Source organism: Streptomyces venezuelae (assembly GCF_008642275.1).
In the GTDB taxonomy this organism is placed as follows: domain Bacteria; phylum Actinomycetota; class Actinomycetes; order Streptomycetales; family Streptomycetaceae; genus Streptomyces; species Streptomyces venezuelae_E.
Genome location: NZ_CP029189.1, coordinates 5,674,467 through 5,696,812, shown reverse-complemented (window position 1 = coordinate 5,696,812; position 22,346 = coordinate 5,674,467). Strand labels below are relative to the sequence as shown.

20 protein-coding genes are annotated in these 22,346 nt (G+C 73.6%); 13 read left to right on the top strand and 7 right to left on the bottom strand.

The window, feature by feature from the left end; translation table 11 throughout:
• Positions 1-3: 3 nt before the first annotated feature.
• Positions 4-657, bottom strand: coding sequence for a response regulator transcription factor (locus DEJ51_RS25415; protein WP_030036265.1), 654 nt, complete (start codon positions 655-657; stop codon positions 4-6).
• A gap of 245 nt (positions 658-902) precedes the next feature.
• Here DEJ51_RS25415 and DEJ51_RS25410 point away from each other — a divergent pair, with 245 nt between their 5' ends.
• Positions 903-1,082: a hypothetical protein gene (locus DEJ51_RS25410; protein ID WP_030008766.1), complete on the top strand. Its 180-nt coding sequence runs from the start codon at positions 903-905 to the stop codon at positions 1,080-1,082.
• A gap of 153 nt (positions 1,083-1,235) precedes the next feature.
• Here the strand turns inward: DEJ51_RS25410 and DEJ51_RS25405 are convergent, their stop codons facing one another.
• Positions 1,236-2,039: an inositol monophosphatase family protein gene (locus DEJ51_RS25405; protein ID WP_411757350.1), complete on the bottom strand. Its 804-nt coding sequence runs from the start codon at positions 2,037-2,039 to the stop codon at positions 1,236-1,238.
• 11 nt (positions 2,040-2,050) lie between these two features.
• The gene (locus DEJ51_RS25400; RefSeq protein WP_150259932.1) at positions 2,051-3,205 is read right to left on the bottom strand and encodes a ferrochelatase; all 1,155 of its coding nucleotides are present in this window, start codon (positions 3,203-3,205) and stop codon (positions 2,051-2,053) included.
• Positions 3,206-3,379: 174 nt separating this feature from the next.
• Between DEJ51_RS25400 and DEJ51_RS25395 the strand changes: the two genes are divergently transcribed.
• Together DEJ51_RS25395 and DEJ51_RS25390 are read left to right on the top strand one after the other, a co-directional pair.
• The gene (locus DEJ51_RS25395) at positions 3,380-4,636 is read left to right on the top strand and encodes an MFS transporter (RefSeq protein WP_150259931.1); all 1,257 of its coding nucleotides are present in this window, start codon (positions 3,380-3,382) and stop codon (positions 4,634-4,636) included.
• Positions 4,584-5,915, top strand: coding sequence for a D-arabinono-1,4-lactone oxidase (locus DEJ51_RS25390; RefSeq protein WP_150259930.1), 1,332 nt, complete (start codon positions 4,584-4,586; stop codon positions 5,913-5,915). The genes DEJ51_RS25395 and DEJ51_RS25390 overlap by 53 nt, the downstream gene beginning before the upstream one ends.
• Positions 5,916-5,927: 12 nt before the next feature.
• Here the strand turns inward: DEJ51_RS25390 and DEJ51_RS25385 are convergent, their stop codons facing one another.
• Positions 5,928-6,737, bottom strand: coding sequence for a hypothetical protein (locus DEJ51_RS25385; RefSeq protein ID WP_150259929.1), 810 nt, complete (start codon positions 6,735-6,737; stop codon positions 5,928-5,930).
• Positions 6,738-7,265: 528 nt separating this feature from the next.
• Between DEJ51_RS25385 and sepH the strand changes: the two genes are divergently transcribed.
• The gene (gene sepH, locus DEJ51_RS25380) at positions 7,266-8,294 is read left to right on the top strand and encodes a septation protein SepH (protein WP_150259928.1); all 1,029 of its coding nucleotides are present in this window, start codon (positions 7,266-7,268) and stop codon (positions 8,292-8,294) included.
• A 54-nt stretch (positions 8,295-8,348) separates the two neighbouring features.
• Here the strand turns inward: sepH and DEJ51_RS25375 are convergent, their stop codons facing one another.
• Positions 8,349-9,194, bottom strand: a complete 846-nt coding sequence (locus tag DEJ51_RS25375) for a sulfurtransferase (protein ID WP_150259927.1) — start codon at positions 9,192-9,194, stop codon at positions 8,349-8,351.
• Between the two features lie 176 nt (positions 9,195-9,370).
• Between DEJ51_RS25375 and DEJ51_RS25370 the strand changes: the two genes are divergently transcribed.
• Positions 9,371-10,156: a VOC family protein gene (locus DEJ51_RS25370; RefSeq protein ID WP_150259926.1), complete on the top strand. Its 786-nt coding sequence runs from the start codon at positions 9,371-9,373 to the stop codon at positions 10,154-10,156.
• Positions 10,157-10,158: 2 nt separating this feature from the next.
• Here DEJ51_RS25370 and DEJ51_RS25365 read toward each other — a convergent pair whose 3' ends face one another.
• Positions 10,159-11,418: an MFS transporter gene (locus tag DEJ51_RS25365; RefSeq protein WP_150259925.1), complete on the bottom strand. Its 1,260-nt coding sequence runs from the start codon at positions 11,416-11,418 to the stop codon at positions 10,159-10,161.
• Between the two features lie 177 nt (positions 11,419-11,595).
• Between DEJ51_RS25365 and DEJ51_RS25360 the strand changes: the two genes are divergently transcribed.
• From DEJ51_RS25360 to DEJ51_RS25335, 6 genes are read left to right on the top strand one after another with little or no spacing between them, the layout of a single operon-like run.
• Positions 11,596-12,624, top strand: coding sequence for an ABC transporter substrate-binding protein (locus DEJ51_RS25360; protein WP_150259924.1), 1,029 nt, complete (start codon positions 11,596-11,598; stop codon positions 12,622-12,624).
• Positions 12,614-13,714: a FecCD family ABC transporter permease gene (locus DEJ51_RS25355; RefSeq protein WP_150259923.1), complete on the top strand. Its 1,101-nt coding sequence runs from the start codon at positions 12,614-12,616 to the stop codon at positions 13,712-13,714. Before DEJ51_RS25360 ends, DEJ51_RS25355 begins: the two co-directional genes overlap by 11 nt.
• Positions 13,711-14,589: an ABC transporter ATP-binding protein gene (locus DEJ51_RS25350; protein WP_150259922.1), complete on the top strand. Its 879-nt coding sequence runs from the start codon at positions 13,711-13,713 to the stop codon at positions 14,587-14,589. Before DEJ51_RS25355 ends, DEJ51_RS25350 begins: the two co-directional genes overlap by 4 nt.
• Positions 14,586-15,419, top strand: coding sequence for a Rossmann-like domain-containing protein (locus DEJ51_RS25345; RefSeq protein ID WP_150259921.1), 834 nt, complete (start codon positions 14,586-14,588; stop codon positions 15,417-15,419). Before DEJ51_RS25350 ends, DEJ51_RS25345 begins: the two co-directional genes overlap by 4 nt.
• Positions 15,416-16,441, top strand: a complete 1,026-nt coding sequence (locus tag DEJ51_RS25340) for a GHMP kinase (protein WP_150259920.1) — start codon at positions 15,416-15,418, stop codon at positions 16,439-16,441. Before DEJ51_RS25345 ends, DEJ51_RS25340 begins: the two co-directional genes overlap by 4 nt.
• Positions 16,362-17,381 carry a pyridoxal-phosphate dependent enzyme gene (locus DEJ51_RS25335; RefSeq protein ID WP_150259919.1) on the top strand — a complete coding sequence of 340 codons (1,020 nt, stop codon included), beginning with the start codon at positions 16,362-16,364 and terminating at the stop codon, positions 17,379-17,381. Before DEJ51_RS25340 ends, DEJ51_RS25335 begins: the two co-directional genes overlap by 80 nt.
• 46 nt (positions 17,382-17,427) lie before the next feature.
• Here the strand turns inward: DEJ51_RS25335 and DEJ51_RS25330 are convergent, their stop codons facing one another.
• The gene (locus DEJ51_RS25330) at positions 17,428-18,537 is read right to left on the bottom strand and encodes a M20 family metallopeptidase (RefSeq protein ID WP_150259918.1); all 1,110 of its coding nucleotides are present in this window, start codon (positions 18,535-18,537) and stop codon (positions 17,428-17,430) included.
• Between the two features lie 128 nt (positions 18,538-18,665).
• Between DEJ51_RS25330 and DEJ51_RS25325 the strand changes: the two genes are divergently transcribed.
• On the top strand, positions 18,666-19,976 hold the full coding sequence (locus DEJ51_RS25325) for a sensor histidine kinase (protein WP_150259917.1): 1,311 nt from the start codon (positions 18,666-18,668) through the stop codon (positions 19,974-19,976).
• A 69-nt stretch (positions 19,977-20,045) separates the two neighbouring features.
• Positions 20,046-22,238 carry an MMPL family transporter gene (locus tag DEJ51_RS25320; RefSeq protein WP_190620619.1) on the top strand — a complete coding sequence of 731 codons (2,193 nt, stop codon included), beginning with the start codon at positions 20,046-20,048 and terminating at the stop codon, positions 22,236-22,238.
• The last annotated feature ends 108 nt before the right edge of the window (positions 22,239-22,346 follow it).

Here is a 22,346-nt window from a genome sequence, read left to right as displayed (position 1 = left end):
GCATCAGATCCGGTATCCGGAACCGGGCACCGTCACGATGACGGGCGGCTCACCCAGCTTGCGGCGCAGGGTCATCACGGTCACCCGCACGACGTTGGTGAAGGGGTCGGTGTTCTCGTCCCAGGCCTTCTCCAGCAGCTGCTCGGCGGAGACGACCGTCCCCTCGCTGCGCATGAGCACCTCCAGCACCGCGAACTCCTTGGGCGCCAGCTGGACCTCCCTGCCCTCACGGAAGACCTCCCGCCGGTTCGGGTCCAGCTTGATGCCGGCCCGCTCCAGTACGGGCGGCAGCGCGACCGTGGTGCGCCGCCCGAGCGCCCGCACGCGGGCGGTCAGCTCCGTGAAGGCGAAGGGCTTGGGCAGGTAGTCGTCCGCGCCGAGCTCCAGGCCTTCCACCCGGTCGCTGACGTCGCCGGAGGCGGTCAGCATCAGCACACGGGTGGGCATGCCGAGCTCGACGATCTTCCGGCACACGTCGTCACCGTGCACGAGCGGGAGGTCCCGGTCGAGCACGACCACGTCGTAGTCGTTCACGCCGACCCGCTCCAGGGCGGCGGCGCCGTCGTACACGACGTCCACGGCCATGGCCTCCCGGCGCAGGCCGGTGGCCACCGCATCGGCGAGCAGCTGCTCGTCCTCGACGACGAGTACGCGCACGTCGTTTCCTTCCTCCGAGCCCAGAAGGGCACACGTGTATTGCGTCGCCCATCCTGCACGTTTCGGCCGTAAACCGGCTGTAAGGCGGCCCGTGGAGGGGCTGACGGGGCGGAAGTGAGGATTCCCTCGCCTCACGAGGTTTCTGGGCCCAGGGTGCAGGGGAGGACGAGATCACACCCCATCCACTCCCTGACGGCGGACAGCCACGTGCCGCCGCCGACCCACGAAGAGGGGGCGAACCCACCATGGACGCATTCACCGCGGGTCTCCTGCAGCGCATCAGGACCACGCAGTCGGACCTCAGGCACGCCCGCGAGACGGGCGACGACTTCCTCGCGGAAGTGGAACTGGCGGAACTGGAGGATCTCCAGCGCCTGGCCGCCGAACACGGTGTCCCGGTCTCGGCCGCCGTGCCCGCCTGCTGATCCCCCGATCGGCCGGCCCGCCGCACCCGCACGAACAGGCTTCCGCACGACCCTGCACGACTCTGCACGAACTCGGCTTCTGCACGACCTCTGCACGGCCTCTGCACGACGGGGACCCCGGACGCCCGAGCGGCGTCCGGGGTCCCCGTGCTTTCAGTCGTGCCAGGCCCCGTACTCCTCCAGCAGCGGCTGCAGCGAGGCGAACACGGCCGGCGTGGCGGCCAGGGCCAGCTCGCCCGAGGCGCGCTCGCCCGGACGTGCGCCGGTCACGGCCCCGGCCTCCCGGGCGATCAGGTCCCCGGCCGCCAGGTCCCACGGGTTCAGTCCCCGCTCGTAGTACCCGTCCAGCCGCCCGGCGGCCACGTCGCACAGGTCCAGTGCCGCGGACCCGCCCCGCCGGATGTCCCGTACCAGGGGGATGATCCGCGCCGCGACCTCGGCCTGGTGGGCCCGGCGGGCCTGCACGTAGGCGAAGCCGGTCCCGAGCAGTGCCTGGTCCAGCGGCGCCGCCGGCCGGCAGGCGAGGCGCGTCGTACCCAGCCACGCGCCGCCGCCGAGCACCGCGTGGTAGGTCTCCCCGCGCATCGGGGCCGCCACGACGCCCACGACGCTCTCGCCGCCGAACTCGGCCGCGATGGACACGCCCCAGCTGGGGAGCCCGTAGAGGTAGTTCACGGTGCCGTCCAGCGGGTCGACGACCCAGCGCACCCCGCTCGTCCCCGGGGCCTGCGCGCCCTCCTCGCCCAGCAGCCCGTCCTCGGGCCGGCGCTCGGCGAGGATGCCGGTGATCAGCTTCTCCGCCGCGATGTCCATCTCGGTCACCACGTCGATCGGGCTGGTCTTGGTCGCCGCCACCGACAGATCGGCCGGGCGGCCGTCGCGCAGCAGGGCCCCCGCCTGCCGGGCGGCCTCCAGGCCCACCTCCAGCAGTTCGGCCTTCAGCTCGTCAGAGATCACGGTCCCACTCCCTACGCGTACGGACTGTCCACGCCCGCGGCCGCCGGCCGGGGGCCCCGCGCCGGGCAGCAGCCCACCGCGCACCGGTCATGACTCTGGCCCAGCGCGCCGACCCAGCACTCCGGGGCCGGCTCCCCGCGCTCCTTGGCGGCCCGCTCCAGGACCAGGTCCCGTACGGCCCCGGCGAAGCGCGGGTCGGCTCCCACGGTCGCGGACCGCCGCACGGGCAGGCCCAGCTCGGCCGCCTTCGCGGTGGCCTCGGTGTCGAGGTCGTAAAGGACTTCCATGTGGTCGGAGACGAAGCCGATGGGCACCATGACCACGGCGGGCGCACCGGCGGTGTGCAGGGCCTCCAGGTGGTCGCAGATGTCCGGCTCCAGCCACGGGATGTGCGGGGCGCCGCTGCGGGACTGGTAGACGAGCTCCCAGGTGTGCGCGACCCCGGTCCGGGCGGCGACCTCGTCGGCGATCACCCGGGCGACGTCGAGGTGCTGCTTGACGTACGCCCCGCCCTCGCCGTCCGCGGTGTGGTCCTCGACCGGGCCGGAGGTGTCCGCTGCGGCGGTCGGGATGGAGTGGGTGGTGAAGGCGAGCTGCGCGCCGGAGCGCACCTCCTCGGGGAGCTCGGCGAGCGAGGCCACCACCCCGTCGATCATGGGCTCGACGAAGCCGGGGTGGTTGAAGTAGTGCCGCAGTTTGTCGACGCGCGGCAGCTCCACGCCCTCCTCGGCGAGCGTGGCCAGGGCGTCGGCGAGGTTCTCCCGGTACTGGCGGCAGCCCGAGTACGAGGCGTACGCGCTGGTCGCGAGCACCGCGATGCGGCGGCGCCCGTCGGCGGCCATCTCCCGCATCACGTCGGTCAGGTACGGGGCCCAGTTCCGGTTGCCCCAGTAGACGGGCAGGTCCAGCCCGTGTCCGGCGAAGTCCTTGCGCAGGGCGTCCAGCAGCTCGCGGTTCTGCCCGTTGATCGGGCTGACCCCGCCGAATCCGAAGTAGTGCTGCCCGACCTCCTTGAGCCGCTCGCGCGGGATGCCGCGTCCGCGCGTGACGTTCTCCAGGAAGGGCACGACGTCGTCGGGTCCCTCGGGGCCGCCGAAGGACAGCAGCAGCAGGGCGTCGTAAGGGGCGGCGGAGCCGCCGTCGGGGGCACGGAGCTGGTCTGACATGCCTCGAATCCTGCCACCCGGCGTACGCGCCCGGGCAACGGACCCGGCCCGTCCCACCCCTCGGACAACAGGTAAGGTCACCCTAACTTCCTGTCGGTATTTTCCCCATGCGGGCGCGTTGTCGGCAGACGTAACCTGTGTGAGCCGACCACGTCCCTTACGGAGGGCACCACCTTGCCCAGTCCCTACCGCGCGATATTCGCGACCCCCGGCACCAAGGGGTTCACAGCCGCCGGCCTGCTGGGCCGGATGCCGCTGTCCATGGTGGGCATCGGTGTCCTCACGATGATCACCGAACTGGGGGGCAGCTACGGCCTCGCCGGCGCGCTCACCGGCACCATCGCGCTCTCCGCCGCGGCCGTGGGCCCGCAGGTCTCGCGACTGGTGGACCAGTACGGACAGCGGCGTGTGCTGCGCCCGGCCACCCTGGTCGCCGTGGCCGCGGTGACCGGTCTGCTGATCGCCGCGGCGAACGGCTGGCCGAGCTGGACGCTCTTCCCCTTCGCCGTCGTCGCCGGGTGCGTGCCCAGCGTCGGATCGATGGTCCGGGCCCGCTGGACGGCCCTGTTCCGCGACACCCCCCAGTTGCACACGGCCTACTCCTTCGAGTCGATCGTCGACGAGCTCTGCTTCATCGTCGGCCCGCCGCTGGCCGCGACCCTCTCGGCCGGATGGTTCCCCGAGGCCGGCCCGGTGGTCGCCCTCGTCTGCCTGCTGACGGGCGTGTGGTGGCTGACGGCCCTGACCGCCACGGAGCCGAAGCCGCACCCCCACGAAGAGCACACGGACCGGTCCTCGGCGCTGCGCTCCCCCGGCCTCCAGGTCCTGGTGGCGACCTTCGTCGCGACCGGCGCGATCTTCGGTTCCGTCGACGTGGCCACTCTGGCCTTCGCCGCGGAGCACGGCGACAAGTCCCTCGGTGGGGTGTTCCTGGCGATCTGGGCGTTCGGATCCTGCCTGGCGGGCATCGTCTTCGGCCTGCTGCACTTCAAGGGCAAGGCCGAACCTCGCTGGATCCTGGGCATCAGTGCGATGGCCGTGAGTATGATCCCCCTCCTACTGGCCGGGAACCTTCCGTTTCTGGCCGTGGCGCTCTTCGTCTCGGGCCTCGCCATCGCTCCCACGATGATCACCACGATGGCCCTGATCGAGGCGCACGTGCCACACGCGAAGCTGACCGAGGGCATGACCTGGATCAGCACCGGCCTCGCGGTCGGAATCGCGGTCGGGTCCTCCGTGACCGGCTGGGTCGTCGACACAGCCGGGGCGCAGACCGGGTACGTCGTCTCCATCTCGGCGGGGGTGGCCGCGGCGGCGGTTGCGTTCGCGGGATACCGCCGGCTGACGAGGCCGGCGCAAGGGGAGGTGCCAGCAATCGATGGGGACGGCGACAGCAGGGAAGAGCGGCGGGGAACGGACCGCGTGGCGTAACTGGGCGGGGAACATCAGCGCCACACCGGTCCGCACGGTGACACCGGCTTCGGTCGGGGAGCTCCAGGAAGCGGTCCGCCGGGCCGCCGAGGACGGGCTGCGGGTGAAGGCGGTCGGCACCGGCCACTCCTTCACCGCGGCCGCGGCGACCGACGGGGTGCTCGTCCGCCCGCAGGCCCTGGCCGGGATCCGGTCGATCGACCGGGCCGCCGGGACCGTCACGGTGGCGGCGGGCACGGTGCTGAAGGACCTCAACACGGCCCTGGCCCGGGAGGGCCTGTCGCTCACCAACATGGGCGACATCATGGAACAGACGGTCTCGGGCGCCACCAGCACCGGCACCCACGGCACCGGCCGCGACTCGGCGTCCATCGCCGCCCAGATCCGCGCCCTGGAACTGGTCACCGCCGACGGCCGGCTGCTGACCTGTTCCGAGAAGGAGAATCCCGAGGTCTTCGCGGCGGCCCGGATCGGCATCGGCGCGCTCGGCATCGTCACCGCGATCACCTTCGCCGTGGAGCCGGTCTTCTTCCTGACCGCCCGGGAGGAGCCGATGGGCTTCGACCGGGTGACGGCGGAGTTCGAGGAACACTTCGCGGAGAACGAGCACTTCGAGTTCTACTGGTTCCCGCACACCGGCAACTGCAACACCAAGCGGAACAACCGCAGCCAGGGCCCCGCCGCCCCGCCCGGACCGGTGAGCGCCTGGATCGAGGACGAACTGCTCTCCAACGGCCTCTTCCAGGCCGTCAACTCGCTGGGCCGCGCGGTCCCGGCCACCATTCCCTCCATCGCCCGCGTGGCCAGCCGCGCCCTGTCGGCGCGCACGTACACCGACATCCCGTACAAGGTGTTCACCAGTCCGCGCCGCGTGCGCTTCGTGGAGATGGAGTACGCGCTCCCGCGCGAGCAGGTCGTCGACGCGCTGCGGGAGCTGCGGGCGATGGTCGACCGTTCCGGACTGCGGATCAGCTTCCCCGTCGAGGTCCGGACGGCGCCGGCGGACGACATCGCGCTGTCGACGGCCTCCGGGCGGGACACGGCGTACATCGCGGTGCACATGTACAAGGGCACCCCGTACCAGGCCTACTTCACCGCGGCCGAGCGCATCTTCACCGCGCACGGCGGGCGTCCGCACTGGGGCAAGGTGCACACGCGGGACGCGGCGTACTTCGCGGAGGCCTACCCGAGGTTCGGCGAGTTCACCGCGCTGCGCGACCGCCTCGACCCGGGCCGGGTCTTCGGCAACGACTACCTGCGGCGCGTCCTGGGCGACTGAACCGGTCCGTGCTCAGGAGGGGCTCCGCCGGGCGGCCGGTGCCGACGCGTCGGGGCCCGGCGCAGGACTCGTGGAGGCCGTGGGGGCCGCAGGCGTGGGGGCCGGGGACGAACTCGGGGCCTCCTTCGACGGTGTGGCTCCGGGCGCCGGGTCCGCGGAGTTCCCGGGAGTCCCGGAGGGGCCGGGCGTCCCGGGGCCGGAGGGGCCGGCTCCGGGGCTCGGGCTCCGGCCGCCGGCCGGCTCCGAGGGAGCCGGGGAGGTCCCTGACCCGGGGCTCCGCCCGCCCTTCTCCGCGCCGCCCGGCTCGTCCGCGGGCGGGGCGGGGCGGTCCTGGCCCGCCTTGCGGGTGCCGCCGGAGAAGAGCGTGCCGCCGCCGCTGCTGACGGAGGTGCCGGCCATCGCCTCGTAGGTGCCGAGGCCGCCGACGGCGATGGCGAAGGCCGCGCCGGAGGCGACCGCGGTGCGCTTCCAGCCCCGCACCCGCGTCCCGTGCACGGTGGCCTCGCCGAACTCCTCCGTGGCCACGGGGTCCGCGCCCGCCGACTCCTGCCGGGGCGGGGGCACCTGACGGGCTCTGGGGCGGGCGCTCTCCCGCAGCTGGTCGCCGGTGCGCCGGAAGAGGTGCTGGATGACGGGCCCGCCCGCGGTGGCGACGACACTGACCACGCCGGCTCCGAGGATCGTCCCGTAGACGCCCATCTTCGAGGCGAGCAGGGCGGCCGCGACGGTGGCGAGGGAGGACCCGGCGACCTGCGCCGCGCTCAGGTCGAGCTTCCTCTTCTCCGGTTCGTCCCCGACGTCCCGCGTCACCTTCTGACCCATCGCCATCCCCGGTGCGTCCTGCCTCTCGCGCTTCTCCTCTTCCAGGAGTTACCGACCGCTGAGCGAAGCAGATAGTTCCGTTTCTGGTGATGATGTGAAGCAAGACACCAGAAAACGGACCTCGGGTGCAGGTCGGACCCGATCGAGGGCGCGCCAACTCCCGCCGTCCGGGTAAAGTTCGGCGGCGCGGCGGTCCACCCAGGTGGCCCGAATGGAGTACTGTGGCGAGCCCTGGGGCCGTCCTTCCTTTCGGATGTCCGGACTCGGGAGAGGGGGCCGACGGATGGAACACGGCACTCAAAGACCGGTGATGCCGCGGTATTGCACGGGCTCCTGCTGCGCACAGTAACCGTTCGGTCACTGTGCGTGCCCAACAGGTAACCGTGCCATAACGGCGATCAAGGGCGCATGCCCGACACGCCGGTTTAACTCGGCAAGGTTGTGGCAGGCTGCACCCGGGCAGGCCACACTCGACTAGCGGAAGCAGCGACGCACGTGACGTCGGCAGGCACCACCCGGGAGGTCCCCATGCCCGAACTGCGTGTCGTGGCCGTCTCCAATGACGGCACACGACTGGTGCTCAAGGCTGCGGACAGCACGGAGTACACGCTTCCGATCGACGAGCGGCTCCGGGCCGCCGTCCGCAACGACCGTGCGCGCCTGAACCAGATCGAGATCGAGGTGGAGAGCCACCTCCGCCCCCGCGACATCCAGGCCCGCATACGGGCCGGTGCCTCCGCGGAGGAGGTCGCCCAGCTCGCCGGCATCCCCGTCGACCGCGTACGCCGTTTCGAGGGCCCGGTGCTCGCCGAACGCGCGTTCATGGCCGAGCGCGCCCGCAAGACCCCCGTACGCCGGCCCGGCGAGAACACCGGTCCGCAGCTCGGCGAGGCCGTGCAGGAGCGGCTGACCCTGCGCGGGGCGGAGAAGGAATCCGTCCAGTGGGACTCCTGGCGCCGCGACGACGGCACCTGGGAGGTGCTGCTCGTCTACCTGGTCGCGGGCGAGCCGCACTCGGCGAGCTGGACCTACGACCCGCCGCGCCGGCTGGTCGTGGCCGTGGACGACGAGGCCCGCTCCCTGATCGGCGAGTCGGAGGACCTGCCCGCGGCGCCGGAGCCGAGCTTCCCCTTCGTGCCGAGGATCGCGCGGCTGCCGCGCGACCGGCCGCTGGACCGCGCCCTGGACCGGCAGCTGGAACGGATCGAGCCCCGGCCGGCGCCCGCGCCGGAGCCGGAGGAGGAGCGGGACACCCTCACCAGCCTGCTGGAGGCCGTCCCGAGCTTCCGCGGCGACATGGTGGTCCCCGACCGCACCGAAACCCCGGACGACACCGAACCGGAGGCGGAGGAGCCGCCGGCCCCCGCCGCCTCGGCGGGCGCGGGCGCCGCGTACGCCGACGTCCTGATGCCGCGCACGGTGGCGGGCCACCGGGACCGCCTGACGGGCACCACCGACCGCCAGGCCGAGGCCGACGGGGTCCGCCCCGGGCGCCGGGCGGCGGTGCCGAGCTGGGACGAGATCGTCTTCGGTACCCGCCGCAAGAAGCAGGAGTAGGAGCGGGTACGGGCGCAGCCGCCGGGTTCGGGCCCGGCGGCTGCGCCCGTCGCCCTACCGGGGGTCCGGACCCGTCGCCACCGGGCGGGCCGGGTCGCCGGACCATTCGGACCAACTGCCCGCGTAGAGGTCGGACTCGATGCCGGCCACCTCCAGGGCCAGGACCTCGTGCGCTCCGGAGACCCCCGAGCCGCAGTACACGCCCACCGCGCCGCCCCCGGTCGCGCCGAGCGCCTCGAACCGTGCGCGCAGGACGTCCGCCGGCAGGAACCGCCCGTCCGGACCCACGTTCTCCGTGGTCGGGGCCGACAGCGCGCCCGGGATGTGGCCTCCGACCGGGTCGATCGGTTCCACCTCGCCGCGGTAGCGCTCCCCCGCACGGGCGTCCAGGAGGACCCCCGCACGGGCGCGCAGGGCGGCTGCGTCCGCGTCCAGCAGTCCGGCCGCACCCGGGGTTGGCTTGAAATCGCCCTCCGTGGGAGTCACCCGGTCGGCCGTCAACGTACCGCCGGCAGCCGTCCAGGCGGCCAAGCCGCCGTCCAGGACCCGCACGTTCGGGTGACCCGTCCAGCGCAGCAGCCACCACGCGCGGGCCGCCGCCCAGCCCAGTCCGCCGTCGTACACGACCACGGGTCCGTCCGCCGTGACCCCCGCCCGTCGCATCGCCCCTCCGAAGGCCTCCGGGTCCGGCAGCGGGTGGCGCCCGCCCTTTCCGGGCGGACCTGCCAGTTCGCGGTCGAGGTCGACGTACACCGCTCCGGGCAGGTGTCCTGCCTCGTAGGCGGGCCGCTGGTCGGGGCCGCCGAGCTGCCAGCGGACGTCCAGCAGCACCGGCGGGCGGGGGCCCGCCAGCTCGCTCTGCAGTTCGGCGGCGGCGAGGATCGCAGATTTCGCAGTCATGCCGGCCATCTTCCTCCCCGCCCGGTACCCGTGTAACAAGCCCGTCATCGGCGGGCCGAACCGATCCGGTCAACTCCGTGCCCGGGCCCCTCGATGCGGCGCTGTCGGGGCGCGCCGAGTCGCCGGGAGTGGAAGCATCAGCACCGGTAAGCGCCACGACGGAGGAGACGGCTGACATGACCGAGGCAGCGGAACCAACCCGGCGCACGCCCGGTACCCCGTGCTGGGTGAGCCTCATGGTGCACGGGCTCGGGACCACCGAGGACTTCTACACCGACCTGTTCGGCTGGGAGTACGAACCGGGGCCCGAGCAGCTCGGCCCGTACGTCCGCGCGGTGCTGGACGGGCACGAGGTGGCCGGGATCGGCGAGATGCCGCCGGACCGGCATCTCCCGGTGGCCTGGACGACGTACCTGGCCACCGACGACGCGGACGCGACCGCCGAGTCGGTCCGCGCCTGCGGCGGCACGGTCGCGGTGGGGCCGCTGGACGCCGGGATCGCGGGGCGGGTGGCGATCTGCTCCGACCCGCTGGGCGCCATCTTCGGGCTGTGGCAGGCGCAGAGCCGCATGGGCACCCGGCCGTACCGCGGGCCGGGCACCCCCGTGTGGAACGAGCTGGTCACCCAGGACACCTCGACGGTCGGGAAGTTCTACGAGCACGTCTTCGGACACGAGGCCCAGACCCACGCCACGGCCTCCGACGACTTCGACTACCTGACCCTGCAGCTGGAGGGTCGTCCGGTGGCCGCCGTGCACGGGGTGGGCCGCTCGCTGCCGCACGACCGGGGGCCGCACTGGATGGCGTACTTCGAGGTGGAGGACACCGACCGGGCGGCCGCCCGGGTCGTCGAGCTCGGCGGGCGGGTCGTCGACCCGCCCCGTGAGGGCCCGCACGGGCGGCAGGCCACGGTCGCGGACCCGGAGGGCGCGGTCTTCGCGCTCGTGCGCCCGCGGCCCTGAGCTCAGCCCGCTCCCGGCTCCGGAGTCCGCCCGAAGTGCCGGGCGGTGGGTACGAGGGCGGCCGCGGCAGGCACGAGGAAGCAGGCCGCGGCGCAGACGGCGAGGACCGGGGCGACGCCGAAGGTGCCGGCGGCCGGGGCGATGAGGGCGAGTCCGGCCGGGGCGAGGCCGTAGGACAGGAGGAAGTCCAGCGAGGAGACCCGGGCGAGCTTGTCCGGGGCGACCTCGCGCTGGGTGGCCGTGAACCAGGGCACGTTGAACAGCTCGATCCCGATCCCCGCGACGACGTAGGCCGCGATCACCACGGCCGGGTGGACCGGCACCATCAGGCTCAGCGGCGCGAAGCCGTAGCAGGCCAGGCCGGCGAAGGCGCTCCAGCCCTGGGAGCGGGGCCGCCTGCGGGCGGTGACCAGGGCCCCGCCGAGCGCGCCCACGGTGTAGGCAGTCATGGCGGCGGCCATGACCCAGCCGGTGCCGTAGCGGTCACGGCTGACGAGGGGCAGGGCGACGCTGGTGGCGGAGTAGCCGAGCGCGATCACGGCGGTCAGGGCGCCGAGTCCGGCGAGGAACCAGGGGTGGCGGCGGGCCTCGCGTATGCCGTCGACGAACTCGGCCCGCAGTGACGCGCGCGGGGCGGGTGCCGCCGGTGCGGCGGCCTGGGCGCCGCGGCCCGGCAGGAGGGCGGCGACCAGCCAGAGCAGCCCGATCCCCAGCAGCAGCGTCCCCACGTCGACGAAGGCCGCCAGCAGGGCCGTCAGGGTGGGGCCAGCGAGGGTGGAGGTCCGCACCGCCACGGTCATGGCGGCGTTGGCCTGTTGCCTGCGGTCGGCGGCGACGACCTCGGCGGTCAGCGCCTGGAAGGCGGGGCGGCAGGCCCCCTGGCCCGCGCCCGCGAGGGCGGCGGCCAGCGTCATGACCAGCAGCGACCGGCCGAGGCCGAGCGCGAGGAGCGGGGCGGCGGCCGCGGCCGCGAGGGCGGACCAGAGCACGACGGCCCGGCGCGAGTGACGGTCGGCCAGTACCCCGCCGACGGCGACGGCGACGAGGAAGCCGGCGGTGCGCGCCGCGAGGACCAGGCCGAGGCCGGCCGCCCCGAGCTCCCGGTGCAGGACGGCGAGACCCAGGACGAAGGGCAGGGCCCAGGTCGCGAGTCCGGAGGCGGTGGTGCCCGCCCACAGGCGCAGGAAGGCGGTGTCGCGCAGGACGGAACGCGCGGGCGGGGGGCCGGTCTTGGGTGTCGCGGGTGCGGGGGTGGTCGACACGGTGTGGTGCTCCTCGTTCGTCGGCAGGGTGCGGATCGCGGTGCGGTGGACCCCGACCCGGGGGTGTTAATGAAAACGATAACCATTACAGTACCTTTCGAGCGCGGCACCCCTGCCCGGTGCACGACCACGCCCATGGCCCTGCCATGCCCACGCCCCTTCCAGACCGGAGAACCCATGCGCCACCGCACCCGGATCGGCATCCCCCTCGCACTCGCCCTGGCCCTCGCCACCACCGGCTGCTCGGCCCCCGCCGGCGACCGAACACCAGAGGGCGGACCCGCCGCCCGGTCGGCGGCACTCGGCAGTTGCGGGCGCGAGCTCTCCTTCGAACGCCCCCCGCAGCGCGCCGTCGCCCTGGACCAGGCATCGACCGAGACCCTGCTGGAACTCGGCCTGCAGGACCGGATGGCCGGGACGGCCAACCTCAAGACGAAGATCCCCGCGCAGTACCAGGACGCCTACGCCAAGGTCCCGGTCATCGCCCCCAAGATCGCCACCGCCGAGCAACTGCGCGCGGCCGCACCCGACTTCGTGGTCGCGGGATCCACCGACCTCTACACGAAGGACCGCGCCGGCACCCGCGAGGAGCTGGCCGCCCTGGGCGTGCCCACCTTCGTCAGCGCGGTGGACTGCCCGCAGCAGAACGAGGCCGGAGGGTCCCCCTTCGAACTGCTCTTCTCCGACTACGAGCAGCTCGGCAAGGTCTTCGGCAGCGAGGAACGGGCCGGCCGGCTCGCCCGGGAGCAGCGCGCCGCCGTCGCCAAGGCCGGCGAGAACGCCGCCGGGGCCACCGCCCGGGGCGGACGGCAGCCCACCGTCGTCTACCTCTACTCGGTGTTCAACGGCATGCCCTACGTCGCCGGCCGGACCGGTCTGCCCAGCGAGATGAGCCGGATCGTCGGCGCGAAGAACGTCTTCGACGACGTGGCCGAGGACTGGCCGGAGGTCTCCTGGGAGGAAGTCGCCCGGCGCGACCCGGACTTCATCGTGATCGGTGACCTCAGCGAGCGCGGCCGGCCCGGCGACAGCGCCGCCGAGAAGCGCGGCGCGCTGGCCGGGGACCCGCTCGTCTCCCGGCTGGCGGCGGTCCGCGAGAACAGGATCATCGAGGTCCCGGGCATCGAACTGGACCCCTCCGTACGCTCCGTGCACGCCCTGGGGCTGCTGGCGGCCGGGATGAAGGACCTCGGACATGCCGGCTGACCCGGGGACGGTGGACCTGCTGCTGCCCGCCGCCCGCGGGTCCGGCCCGACCGGCGGCACCGCGCGGTCCGGCGCACCGGCCCGGGCGGGGCTGTTCCTCGCCGGGGTCCTCGTACTGGCCGCATCCGTGGCGGCGGCCACCCGCATCGGCAGTGCCGACGTGGGATGGGCCGACCTCGGCCGGGTGCTCGGGGCCCGGCTGGGCCTGGCCACCGAACCGCTGCCGCCGCTGCTGGACTCGCTCGTCTGGGACCTGCGGCTGCCGCGGGCCTTGATGGCGGCCCTGGTCGGTGCCTCGCTGGCGGTGTGCGGCACCGTACTGCAGGCCGTCACCCGCAACGCCCTGGCCGACCCGTACCTGCTCGGCGTGTCCTCGGGGGCCTCGGCCGGCGCCGTCACCGTGGCGGTCCTGCCCCTGTCCGGGCTGGGCGCCCAGACGCTCGGGATCACCGGCGGCGCCCTCGCCGGCGCCCTGCTCTCCTTCGGGCTGCTGCTGGCACTGCTGCACCGGACGGGCCTGGACTCGGTCCGCATCGTCCTCACCGGGGTGGTCGTCGGACAGCTCTTCACCGCCCTGACCTCGCTCGTCCTGATGGCCTCGGCCGACGCCGACACGACGCGCGCGCTCACCCACTGGCTGCTGGGCTCGATGGCCCCGGCGCGCTGGGACGCCGTCGTGGTCTGCGCCCTCGTCACCCCGCTGGGGCTGGCTGCCGCCTGGCTGTGCGCGAACGCCCTCGACGGCCTCGCGTTCGGCGCGGACACCGCCGCCTCGCTGGGGATCGGCGTACGCCGCACCCGGATGCTGCTGCTCGTCGTGACGGCCGTGCTGACCGCGGTGGCCGTGGCCACCGTGGGCGCCATCGGCTTCGTCGGGCTGATCGTCCCGCACGGGGTGCGCCTGCTGGCCGGCCCGCTGCACCGGGTGCTGCTCCCCCACGCGGCGCTCGCGGGCGCCGTGTTCCTGGTGTGGACCGACGCCCTGGCACGGGTCGCGTTCGCGCCACGTGAGATCCCGGTCGGCGTGATCACCGCACTGCTCGGCGTACCGCTGTTCCTCCTCGTCCTGCGCAGGCGGGGTGAACTGTGAGGATCACCGCCGAAGGGCTGAGCTGGTCGGCCTCGGGCACGCCCGTCTTCCGCGGGGTCGGCCTGGACATCGCGCCGGGCGAGACGGTCGCACTGCTGGGCCCCAACGGCTCCGGCAAGTCCTCGCTGCTGCGCTGCCTGGCCGGACTGCGCGTGCCCGACACGGGCACGGTGCGCTACGACGGCCGGTCCGTACGGGGGTGGAGCGCCCGCCGGATCGCCCGCCGGATCGCCTTCGTGGAGCAGAACTCCGGATTCGACACCGACCTGCGCGTGGCCGACGTCGTGGGGCTGGGGCGGACCCCGTTCCGCGACCGCCTGCGCGGACCGGACGCCACCGACCGGGCGGTGGTCGCCGCCGCGCTGGACCGCGTCGGCCTCACCGCGCTCGCGGGGCGCTCCTGGAAGGGCCTGTCGGGCGGCGAGCGGCAGCGCACGCACATCGCCCGCGCGCTCGCCCAGCAGCCGTACGGCCTGCTCCTCGACGAACCCACCAACCACCTGGACGTCAGGCACCAGTGGGAACTGATGGAACTGCTGGCCGGCACCGCGCAGACGGTCCTGGTCGCCCTGCACGACCTCACCCTGGCCGCCCGCCACTGCGACCGGCTGCTGCTCATGCACCAGGGCCGGCTGATCGCCTCCGGCACCCCCACCGCCGTCCTCACCGCCGAGCACCTCGCCCGGGTCTTCGGCGTCGACGCCGAACTGACCGCCGACGCGCGGGGGCGGCTCTCGGTGTCCTGCCGCGGCGCCCTGCGCGTCACCGCGCCCGCGTTCCCGCCCGAGGCCGCACCCGGGTCGGCAACCGGGTCCGCAACCGGTTCCGCACCCAAGTCCGCACCCGTACCCGAACTCCGACGAGGAACGTCATGACGAGCCACCCCACCACCACGCCCGCACCGACCGTCGACGCCCTCACCGGGGCCGTACTGGCCGGTGAACACGGCCCGCTGCCCGGCGAACTCGTGGCGACCAGCGTGTTCTGGATCCACCACGGCACCCGGCTGGCCGGCGGCGACACCACCTACCTCAACCAGTACGTCCTGGTGCGCCTCGGCGACTCCTTCGGCGGCTGCGCCTTCGAAGCCGGCGAGATCGACCCCGCGGTCTGCCGCGACGCCTCCGGCGCCCCGCTCGACGTCCTGCTGCGCGAGGGGCCGCGCCCGCTGCGGATCGCCGCCCTCGACGCCTACCTGGCCTGGCACCGCCCTCACCGCGACGGCGGAGCCGAGCCGGTCACCCTCCCCGCGGGCACCCCCGAAGTGCGCGCCCGGGCCCGCGACGCGGCCATCGCCGGGCTGCTGGACATCCGTCCGGGCGCCCGGGTCGGCCTCATCGGCGTGGTGGACCCGCTGGTCGCCGCGATCCGCGAGCGGGGCGGCGTACCGCTGCCGTGCGACCTCAACCTCAGGTCCACCCGGTGGGGCGACCCCGTCACCACCGACATGCACGAGGTGCTGGAGCGCGCCGACGCCGTCGTCGCCACCGGCATGACCCTGGGCAACGGCTCCTTCGACACCGTCCTCGGCCGCTGCCGCGCCCGGGGCGTCCCGCTGGTCGTCTACGCGCAGAGCGGCAGCGCGGTGGCCCGGGCCTTCCTCGGCTCCGGGGTGACCGCCCTGTCCGCGGAGCCCTTCCCCTTTTCCCAGTTCAGCGCCGACCCGACGACCCTGTACCGCTACCGGACCGCGGGGCGGCCGTGATCGCGCCCACCGCCCGCCACGGTGCCGGGCACGCCTCCTGCCACCACGGCGAGATCCTCCAGGGCGTCTTCCTCGACGCGGCCGGACGCCGGTGCCCCGGCCTGGTCACCCTGCCGATGACCGGGATGGGCAGCCGGGCCGAGTTCACCCGGCGTCCCGGTACCCCGCCGGAGCGGCTCACCGTCCTGCCGGGCGACCGTACGAAGGCCGCCCGCGCGGCCGCCCTCACCGTCGGGGAATGTGCGCCGCGCTGCGGGGAGCCGCCCTGCGGAGGGGAGTTGCGGATCACCGGCGACATCCCGGTGGGCCTCGGCATGGGCAGCTCCACCAGTGATGTCATCGCCGTCGTACGCGCGGTCGCGGACTCCTACGGGGTGCGGCTGGCGCCCGGTACCGTCGCCCGGCTCGCGGTCCGCGCCGAGCAGGCCTGCGACCCGCTGATGCTGGACGCCCGCCCGGTCCTCTTCGCCCAGCGCGAGGGGCGGGTGCTGGAGGTGCTCGGCGCCCGCCTGCCGCCCCTGGTCGTCGTGGGGTGCGCCCTGGGCGGGGGCGCGCCCGTGGACACCCTCGCGCTGCCGTCCCGTACGTACGACGAGAGCGACGTACGGGCCTTCGGGCGGCTGCGCACCCTGCTGCGGCGGGCCGTGACCACGGGCGACGCGGCGCTGCTGGGGCGGGTCGCGAGCGCCAGCGCGCGGCGGGGCCAGGAGCTGCTGCGCCACCCGGAGTTCGACGCGCTCGACGGTGTCGCCCGGCGGCTCGGGGCGCTGGGGGTCCAGATCGCGCACAGCGGTGCGGTCGCCGGGCTGCTCCTCGACCCGGCGGCCCCGGGCCTGCGCCACCGCATCCGTGGCTGCGTACGGGCCCTGGAGAGCGACGGCATCCCCGCGACCCGCGTCTTCACGACCTTCTCGCCCCTCACCACGACCCAGGAGCTCCCGAGTGGACCAGCACATCGCCGAGGCCATCGGCCGGCCCGACCTGATACGCCTCGACGACCGGCTCGTCTGCCTGCGCTTTGAGACCATGAAGGTCGTCTCCGCCCTCGCGGCGGTCGGCCACCTGCTCGACACGGGGGTGGTGCGGCGGGGGGACACGCTGCTGGACAGCTCCAGCGGGATCTACGCGTACGCCCTCGCGCTGGCCTGCCACCGTCACGGCATGCGCTGTCACATCGTCGGCTCGACGACCGTCGACCGCACCCTGTGCACGCAGCTGGCCGTGCTCGGGGCGACGCTGGAGCGGATGGAGCCCTGCGACGACCTGAAGCTGGACCAGAAGCGGCGGGTCGAACGCGTCCACGAGATCCTCGCGGAGCACCCCGAGTACCACTGGATGCGGCAGTACCACGACGACATCCACTACCTCGGCTACCGGGCGGTGGCCGAGCGGATCCGGCGGTCGACGGGCGGGGACGCCCTGACCCTGGTCGGCGGGGTCGGCTCGGGCGCCTCCACCGGGGCCCTCGCCCGCTACCTCCGGGAGGACTCCCCCGACGTCGAACTCGTCGGCGTGCAGCCCTTCGGCAGTGTCACCTTCGGCGCCGAGCACGTCGCCGACCCCGAGATCATCATCGCCGGGATCGGCAGCTCCATCCCCTTCGGGAACGTCGGCCACGCGTCCTACGACACGCTCCACTGGATCTCCTTCGACGCCGCGCTGGCCGGCAGCGTCGACCTGCTCCGGCGGCACGCGGTGTTCGCGGGCCTGTCCACCGGGGCCGGCTACCTCGCCGCCCGCTGGGAACGGTCCCAAGCCCCGGGACGCACGGTCGTGTTCATCGCCGCCGACACCGGCCACCGGTACGTCGACGGCGTGTACGCCCGCCACCACGAGGCGGCCTCCGTCGACTCCCTGACCCCGCGCCAGGTCACGACCCGCGCCGAACTCGCCCTCCCCTGGTCGCGGACGCACTGGAACCGCGCCCCGGGCACCCGGCTCCCCCTTCACCGGGACGGCTGACCGGGGCCCCGGCCGGCGGGGCGACCGCCGGCCGGGGCGTACGGGATCAGCGCGTCGCGCCGTCGCGGATCGCGTTCACCAGTCCGGTGACGAGCCGCGCCCGCTCCGCCATCGCGTCGACCACCAGGTACTCGTGGTCGGCGTGGGCACCGCCGCCGACCGCTCCCAGGCCGTCGAGCGTGGGCACGCCCAACGCACCCGTGAAGTTGCCGTCGCTGCCGCCGCCGACCGCCCTGCCCTCGACACCCGGCAGCAGGCGCCGCGCCGTCTCGAACAGCTCCGCCGACGCCGACTGCGGCAGGGGAGGCCGGCTCACGGCCCCCCGGACCACGATCCGCGCCCCGTCCAGGTGCGGAGCCAGTGCCGCCATCGCCGCCTCGACGCGTTCCTTCTCCTGGGCCGACTCGACGCGGACGTCGACCGACACCGTCGCCTCCGCCGGAACGACGTTGTCCGAGGTTCCCGCCGACGCCACCGTCGGCGTGACCGTCGTCCCGGCCTCCGGCCGGCTCAGCGCCGCGATGTCCAGCACCTGGTACGCGGCCTCGACCAGCGCGTTCACCCCGGCCTCCGGCTCCAGCCCCGCATGCGCCGCCCGCCCCTCGACCAGTACCTCGAACGTGCCGCACCCCTTGCGGCCCGTCTTCAGGCCCCCGCCGTCGGCCGCGCCCTCGAACACGAGCACCGCGCCACAGGCACGGGCCCGCTCCTCGATCAGGGACCGGGAGGAGGCGGACCCCACCTCCTCGTCGGCGGTCACCAGAACCTCCACCCCCGACAGGTCCTCCAGGGCCGCCAGGCCGTGCACGGCCTGAACCAGACCGCCGAGCATGTCGAAGACCCCGGGGCCCGTCGCGTGCCCGCCCTCCACCCGGAAGGGGCGGCGCTCCAGCGTGCCCAGCGGGAAGACCGTGTCGTGGTGACCGAGGATCAGCACCCGGGGAACACCCCCGCCCGACCAGTGCACATGCGGCCCCGCCTGGCTCTCCACCAGGACGGCCCGCCCGCCCAGCCGGCTCTCGATGACGGCCGCCACCGCGTGGGCCGACGCGCTCAGCGCGTCGAGGTCACGCGAGGGGGACTCGACCTCGACGAGCGTACGCAGGTCCTCGAGCATCGCTTCGACACTCACGGCAGTGCCCTGGTACGTCCTCATGCGCTCACGATACGGGGCGGCTCCCGGACCGATCGGCAAGAGGGGTACTAGCACCCCTGAGATCCGTGCGGGCGGTCGCCATGCTGAGAACACAGCGAAACGGCGGCAAGCGCGAAGTGAGGCAGGACATGAGTGCACGTACGGGCGAGATCGAGAAGACGGGCCGGAACCTCGGTGGTTCCGCGGCGCTGATGCTGCGGGGCGTGGCACTGACAGGACTCGCGGTCTACGAGGGCCTGTTGCTCCTGTGGGTGTCGCTCGTCGTCTGCCTCTGCTTCGTCGGGATCGGTATCCCGCTCCTGCCGGGTGCGCTGAACGCGGTCCGCGGCGACGCCCGGACCCAGCGCAGGCTCGCCGGGGAATGGTCCGGTGTCCGGGTCGAAGCCTCGTACCTTCCCGAGCCGGCCGGAGCGCCCGGGCCGGTGTGGAAGCGGGTCCACCGGATGCTCGGCGACAGCGCCACCTGGCGGGACCTGCTCTGGACCCTGGTCAACCCGCTGGTCGGTCCGCTGCTGGCGCTGCTTCCCGCGGCGGCCGTACTGGGCGGACTCTGGGGCCTGAGCCTGCCGTTCGTGTGGGACAGCCTGCCCGAGTCCTGGAACAGCATCTGGTTCACCTTCATCCCCGTGGAGAGCCAGAGCACGGCGATCCTGGCGGCCGCCCTCGGCCTCGTGGAGATCGTGGCGGGGCTCGCCCTGCTGCCCCGCCTGATGCTGCCGCTGCACGGCCGCTGGGTGCGGCTGATGCTGGGCTCCACCCGTGCCGCGCTGAGCAACCGGGTCGAGCACCTGGCCAGCACCCGTTCCGACGCCATGGACATGAACGCGACCGAGCTGCGCCGCATCGAGCGGGACCTGCACGACGGTGCCCAGGTACGTCTGGTGGCCCTGGGCATGACCCTGTCCGCCGCCGAGTCCCTGATCGAGCGCAACCCCGAGGCCGTCCGTGCCCTCCTCGCCGAGGCCAAGGAGAACTCGACCAAGGCCCTGAACGAGCTCCGCGACCTGGTCCACGGCGTACACCCGCCGCTCCTCGCGGACCGCGGTCTCGTGGACGCCGTCCGCACCCTCGCCCTCGAACTCCCGATGCGGATCCACGTCACCGGCTCGGTCCCCGGCCGGCTGCCGGCCCCGGTGGAGTCCGCCGCGTACTTCGCCGTCGCCGAACTGCTCAGCAACGTGACCAAGCACGCCAAGGCCTCCGAGGCCACCGTCGACATCCGCTACTCCGACCGGAGCCTGCGCGTCGCCGTCCACGACGACGGTGTCGGCGGCGCGGACACCCGTAACGGCTCCGGCCTGGCCGGGGTCGAGCGCCGGCTGGCCGCCTTCGACGGCCTCCTCGTGGTCACCAGCCCGCTGGGCGGCCCCACTTCCATCGCCTTCGAGATCGCGTGCGAACTCCTGAAGGACTCCACGGCCGACGCCCCGGCGAACTGACCACCGGCTCCAGCTCCAGGAAACGACATGCGCACACCGCTCTTACCACCGACCGAAGGACATCTCGACATGCCGGTCAGCAATCGTCACTTCGCCTCCCGGATGGGACGCTGGGGGGCCACCCACCCGTGGACGGCCATCCTCCTGTGGCTCGTCGCGGTCGTGGGCGCGTTCTCCATCGGCACCGTCGTCGAGACCAGGGAAGCCACCAACCAGGACCTGCTGGTCGGCCAGTCCGCCGAGGCGGCCCGGCTCGTCGAGGAGAACGGGCTGCGCCACCCCGCCTCGGAGAACATCCTCATCGGCACCCGCGCCGGCCAGGCGACCAGCGCACAGACGGCCGCGGCAACCGAGCTGCGCCAGCGGCTGACGGCCCTCCCCGAGGTCGCCTCGGTGAGCGACCCGATCGGCTCGCAGGACGGCAGGGTCCTGCTGCTCCAGGTCGCGATGAAGGGGGACGCCGACACCGCCGCGGACCGGGTCACCCCGCTCCTGGAGGCCACCGCCGACGCCCAGAAGCAGCACCCCGACCTCATCGTCGAGGAAGCCGGCGACGCCTCCATCAAGCACGACTTCCAGGACTGGCTCGCCAAGGACGTCCAGAAGGCGACCACGATCAGCGTCCCCGTGACGCTGGCGATCCTGCTCCTCATCTTCGGCGCGATCGTGATGGCCGGTGTTCCGGTCCTGCTCGGCCTGATGGCCGTCGCCTCGACGATGGGTCTGTGGGCCCTGGCCTCCCACCTCGTGCCGGACCCGGGCATGGTCGCGGACGTCATCGTCCTCATGGGCCTCGCGGTCGGTGTCGACTACTGCCTCTTCTACCTGCGCCGTTACCGCGAGGAATGCGCCAACGGATACAACCCGGCCTCCGCGGTCAGCATCGCGGCCGCCACCTCCGGCCACTCCGTGATGGTCTCCGGGATCGCGGTGATCGTCTCCGCCGCGGGTCTCTACCTCTCCGGTGACGTGATGCTGGCCTCCATGGCCACGGGTGCGATCATCGTGGTCGCCGTCGCGATGATCTCCGCGGTCACCGTCCTTCCCGCCCTGCTGGTCAAGCTCGGCCGGGCCGTCGACCGCCCCCGCGTCCCGCTCGTCTGGCGGCTCTCGCAGCGCAACGGCACCCCCCGCGTCTGGGGCTTCCTGCTCCGCCCCGCCACCCAGCACCCGCTGGTCGCCCTCGTGGTCGCCGTCGGCGCGCTGGTGGCGCTGGCCCTGCCCGCACTCGGCATGAACCTGAAGGCCACGCAGGTCGACGACTTCCCCCGCTCGCTGAGCACCATGCAGACCTACGACCGCCTGGTCGACGCGTTCCCCTCGACCGCGAACACCGACACCGTCGCCGTACGGGTCCCGCCCGCCGCGAGCGACCAGCTGCGCACCCGGCTGACCCGGCTGTCCGAGTCCATCCAGCAGGACCCGCTGTTCGCCAAGGACAGCCCGCCCCGGATCCGCTACTCCGAGGACGGCCGCGGCGCGGTCCTGGAAGCCGGCACCCCGACCGCCCCGGGCACCGGCGCGGCCCGTGACTCCGTCACCCGCCTGCGCGCCCACCTCGTACCGGAGGCCCTGCAGGGCCTGACGGGCGTCCGGTACGCCGTGGGCGGTGCGCAGGCCGAGGACATGGACTACACGTCCAACCTCAACAGCCGGCTGCCTCTGGTGATGGGCGGCGTCTTCGCGCTGACCTTCCTGATCATCCTGCTCGCCTTCCGTTCGCTGGTCGTGGCCATGACCACCGTGGTGCTGAACCTGCTGTCCGTCGCCGCCTCGTTCGGCTTCCTCTGCCTGGTCTTCCAGCGGAACTGGGCCGAGGACCTGCTGGACTTCACCTCGACCGGGCATGTCGTGTCCTGGGTGCCGATCCTGCTGTTCGTGATCCTCTCCGGGCTCTCGCTCGACTACCACGTGTTCGTGGTCAGCCGGATCAGGGAGAGCGTGGTCGCCGGCATGACCACGAGGAACGCGGTCGTGGACGGGATCACCCGGACGGCCGGCGTCGTGACCGGGGCGGCGGCGGTGATGGTCGCGGTGTTCGCCACCTTCGGCACGCTGACCTTCATCGAGATGAAGCAGATCGGCATCGGTCTGGCGGTGGCCATCGTCATCGACGCGACGATCATCCGGATCTACGTCCTGCCCGCCGCGATGACGCTGCTCGGCCGGGCCAACTGGTGGCCCTCGCGGACCGGCCCCTCCAGCCGCCCGGCCAAGGCGCAGCGCTCCGAGGAGCGGCTTGAGGAGAAGGCCCGCGTCTGATCCGGACGCGGCGGACCGCCGGCCGGCCCGGGCGGTGCGGGGCGGGGACCTGTGAGGTCCCCGCCCCGCACCCGTGATCAGCCGTCCGTCAGCTTCTCGTCAGTGCCC